Source organism: Kitasatospora sp. MY 5-36, from assembly GCF_001182915.1.
Classification (GTDB): domain Bacteria; phylum Actinomycetota; class Actinomycetes; order Streptomycetales; family Streptomycetaceae; genus Kitasatospora.
This window is the reverse complement of the sequence record NZ_LFVW01000842.1, coordinates 1-3,926: the sequence shown is the minus strand read 5'-3', so window position 1 is coordinate 3,926 and position 3,926 is coordinate 1. Positions and strand designations below refer to the sequence as shown.

The window sequence follows — 3,926 nt, the reverse complement described above, 5'->3', positions numbered from 1 at the left end:
GGCTCGGGCAGCGCCGCGCGGTCCACCTTGCCGCCGGCCGTCAGCGGGAAGGCCTCCAGCGCGGTGAGCGTCGCCGGGACCATGTGCTCGGGCAGCCGCTCGGCCAGCCAGGCCCGGGCCTCGGCGTACCCGGGCGCGGCGCCGCTGACGTACGCGGCCAGCCGGCCCTCGTGCGCCACCACCACGCAGCCGGTGACGCCGGGGTGGCCGGCCAGCACCTGCTCGACCTCCCCGGGCTCGACCCGGAAGCCGCGGATCTTCACCTGGTGGTCGGTGCGGCCGAGGAACTCCAGCGGGCCCTCCCCGGTGGCTCGGCGCACCAGGTCGCCGGTGCGGTACATCCGGGCACCCCCGGGACCGTCCGGGTCCGCGAACGGGTCGGCGACGAAGCGGCCGGCGGTCAGGCCCGGGCGGCCGAGGTAGCCGGAGGCCAACAGCGGCCCGCCGACGTACAGTTCACCGGCCTCGCCGGGCGGCACCGGCCGCAGCCGCTCGTCGAGCACGTGCAGCAGCCGCCCGCCGACGGCGGTGCCGATCGGCACCCGGGCACCCGGCTGCTCCTGACCGCCGTCGAGCCGGTGGACGGTGGCGGTGACCACCGTCTCGGTCGGACCGTACGCGTTCAGCAGCGGCACCCCGGTCGCCGCCCACCAGGCGGCGGCGGTGGCCGGCTCCAGCTTGTCGCTGCCGGAGACCATCAGCCGCAGGGTGCGCGGCACCCGGCCGCCCAGCGCCGCCACCACGTCCTGGAAGTAGCCCGCGGCCAGGTTGGCGACGGTGACGCCCTCGGCGTCCAGCAGTTCCAGCAGCGCGGCCGGGGCGAGCAGCCGCTGCTCCGGCAGGACGAGGCAGGCCCCGGCGGACAGCGCGCCGAGCACCTGCTCCACGGCCACGTCCACGGTCGGACGGGCGAACTGCAGCACCACGTCCCGCTCGGTCAGGCCGAGGGCCTCGACCACACCGGCCAGGTGGCCGGTCAGGGCCGCGAGCGGGACGTGCACGCCCTTGGGGCGGCCGGTGGTGCCGGAGGTGTAGATGACGTAGCCGGCGCCCGTGCCCTTCCCTTCGCCGAGCTCGGTGAGCTCCTCGCCGTCGAGGGCGAGCCCGGCCCCGGCGTCCTCGACGATCCAGCGGTTGCGCTCCTCGGGCGCCTCCCGGTCCAGCGGCAGGTAGGTGGCCCCCGCCCGCAGCGCCGCCAGCAGCGCGACCACGTGGTCCAGCCGGTCGCGGCCGGTCACGGCGACCGTCCGCCCGGGGGCGAGCCGGGCGGCGAGGGCGGCGCTCAGTCCGTCCAGCTCCCGGTAGCCGACGGTCCGGGCCCCGGCCCGGACGGCCGGCCGCTCCGGGAAGCGCGCGACGGCGGAGGCGAACGGCGCGAATGCGGGCGCCGTGAATTCGACGGGAAAACCGCGAGAGGACATCATCCAGCCCCAGATCGTGAGAGGAATCGGCGAAGAAGGCGATAGGGGGATTACGAAGGCCCTATCGGCAGAACGGGCGGAAGGAAGTCGGCAGTTTCCTTCTGCCGCTTCCCGAGCAGGCCAGGGCTACCGGCCGAGGGGGACTCCGGAACTCCCGGGGGACCAGACGTCCGCCTCTTCCAGGGCCTCCGGGGAGTACTTCCCGAGCGCGCTGATCAGCAGCCGGAGTTCCAGCGCCAGGCATTCCGTGAAACGGCGGAGCCCGGATTCCCGGTCCTCCGCGACGGCGAGCAGCGCCGCCCGCCCGAGGCCCACCGCGCGGGCCCCCAGCGCCAGGCTCTTGACCGCCCGGGCGCCCTCCCAGATCCGCCCGGAGACCAGCAGGCAGGGCGGCGGCACGACCGCCAGCCGGCGCAGGCACTCCGCGAGCGGCAGGCCGACGTGCGGCAGGAACACCCCCGGCGCCCAGCCGGTGCCGCCCTCCGCGCCGTCCACCACGACGGCGTCCGCCCCGGCCTCGTGCGCCACCCGGGCGGCGTCGGCCACGTCCCGGCCGGGGTAGAGCTTCACCCAGATCCGCACCCGCGGGTAGTTGTTGCGCATCAGCCGGATCTGCTGGCGCAGGATCTCCGCGGTGAAGGTGCCCGGGGTGGCGGCGCGCAGCACCCGCCCGTCGCCGAACAGCGGGTCGAGCCCGAAGCGGTCGCCGAGCGCGGCGGCGGCCTCCGCGTCCAGCACGGTCATCCCGCCCAGGCCCGGTTTGGCGCCCTGGCCGACCTTCAACTCGAAGGCCAGCCGCCCGGATTCGAGCAGCGGCAGGGCGGCCGGGTCGCTGTGGACGAGGTTCCACACCTCGGCGTCGGCGTCCTCGGTGCTCTGCTGGACGGCCACCCCGCCGAGCCCGTCCGGGAGTTCCTCGCCGTAGGCGCGCAGCCGGCCGAGCAGGGTGCGGTCGGCGGCCTCGCCGAGCCGGCCGTAGCCGTTGACGGGCACCACGTTCTCGCCGATCACCATCGGGATCCCGAGCGCCCCGGCCTGCCGGCTGAGGGCCAGTCCGAGGTCGCCGCCGGCCGCCCGGGTGGAGCCGGTCGCGGAGACGTACACCGGCAGCGCGGAGGCGAACCCGCCGATGGTGGTGGCGAGTTCGACGTCCCGGTAGTCGGGCTCGCGGCCCAGGTCGATCAGCTTGGCGAGCCGCTGCGGCAGGAACAGCGGCGGGACGATCCGCAGGGCGTCGAGGGCGTCGGACGACTGTGCCTCCTCGGCCGCGCCGGCGCCGAACAGCACCCGCCCGTACTCCTCGGCGGGCGGGAACACGGCGGCCGCCCCGGCCCGGGCCCGCCGCCGGACCTCCTCCTCCGGGAACCCCGGCGCGGTCAGGTCGCTCATGGCGACACCACCCCGGCGACCTTGGGGAACGCGCTGGCCTGCCAGACGGCGTCCAGCCCGGCGACGTACCGGGTGAGCCGCTCGACGCCGATGCCGAAGCCCGCGCTGGCCGGCACGCCCTCGCGCACCAGGTCCAGGTACCAGCGGTACTTCTGCGGGTTCTCGCCGGTCTCCCGCATCCGGGTGACGATCTCCGCGTAGTCGTTGGTGCGCTGGCTGCCGCTGCACAGCTCGCCGTAGCCCTCGGGCGCGAGCAGGTCGAAGTTCCGCAGCAGGCCCGGGTCCTGCGGGTGCTCGCGATCGTAGAAGCCGCGTGAGCCCTTCGGGTAGTCGGTGACGAAGAACGGCCGGTCGCGCCGGGCCGACAGCAACGCCTCGCCCTCCCAGTCGAGTTCGGCGTCCAGGCTCTGCGGGTGCCCGATCCCGCGCAGTTCGGCGACCGCCTCGGCGTGCCGGACGCGGCCGAAGGAGCCCTTCAGCAGGTCGGCGAACGCCTGCGGGTCCCGGCCGAGTTCGGCGAACTCCTTGGGCAGCTCGCGCACCGTGCTGCCGACGATGTGCACCACCAGCTCCTCGGCCAGCCGGACGGCGTCGTCCCGGCTCGCGCCGGCCGCCTCCACGTCCAGCTGGTGGAACTCGGCCAGGTGCCGGCTCGTCCCGGCGGTCTCCAGCGGCTCCAGACGGACGTTCGGGGCGATGCAGAAGATCTTGTCGAAGGCGAGCAGCGAGGCCTGCTTGTACAGGATCGCGCTGGTCATCAGCTTGTAGCGGTGGCCGTAGAAGTCGATGTCCACCTGCTTCGAGCCGCGCGCGCCGGGGTCGGTGACCGGGCCGATGATCGGCGGCAGCAGCTCGGTGAAGCCCCGGCCGCGCAGGAACTCGCGGGCGGCGGACAGCAGGTGCTGCTGGATCCGCAGCGCGCTGCGGGTGGTCGGGTCGGTCAGGTGCCGGCCCGGATCGGTCGGGGGCAGGGAGGTGGCGTCGGGCATGGTCGGAGTCCTCTTCTCTCGGGGGGCCGTGGTCCGCCGTCGGGGGCGCGGGCGGTCGTCGGTGGTGGAGCGCCGGCCGGGCGGGACGGCTGCAGCGCGGGCGGCTCGGCTGGGCGGCGGCTCAGCG

At 75.5% G+C, this 3,926-nt stretch carries 3 protein-coding genes; all 3 read right to left on the bottom strand.

All coding sequences use genetic code 11. The features are described 5' to 3' along the window. The coding region (locus AE652_RS37025) for an amino acid adenylation domain-containing protein (protein WP_234348676.1) at window positions 1–1,424 on the bottom strand (1,424 nt) is incomplete at its 3' end. Window positions 1,425–1,547: 123 nt separating this feature from the next. Further along, window positions 1,548–2,810, bottom strand: a complete 1,263-nt coding sequence (locus AE652_RS37020; RefSeq protein WP_049659564.1) for a glutamate synthase-related protein — start codon at window positions 2,808–2,810, stop codon at window positions 1,548–1,550. Next, a complete protein-coding gene (locus AE652_RS37015; RefSeq protein ID WP_049659562.1) occupies window positions 2,807–3,799 on the bottom strand; it encodes an asparagine synthetase A in 993 nt (330 codons plus the stop codon). Before AE652_RS37015 ends, AE652_RS37020 begins: the two co-directional genes overlap by 4 nt. Window positions 3,800–3,926: the final 127 nt, after the last annotated feature.

Coding starts and splice junctions, on each gene's coding strand:
- AE652_RS37015 (WP_049659562.1), bottom strand. CDS start 3,799: ATGCCCGACGCCACCTCCCTGCCCCCGACCGATCCGGGCCGGCACCTG.
- AE652_RS37020 (WP_049659564.1), bottom strand. CDS start 2,810: ATGAGCGACCTGACCGCGCCGGGGTTCCCGGAGGAGGAGGTCCGGCGG.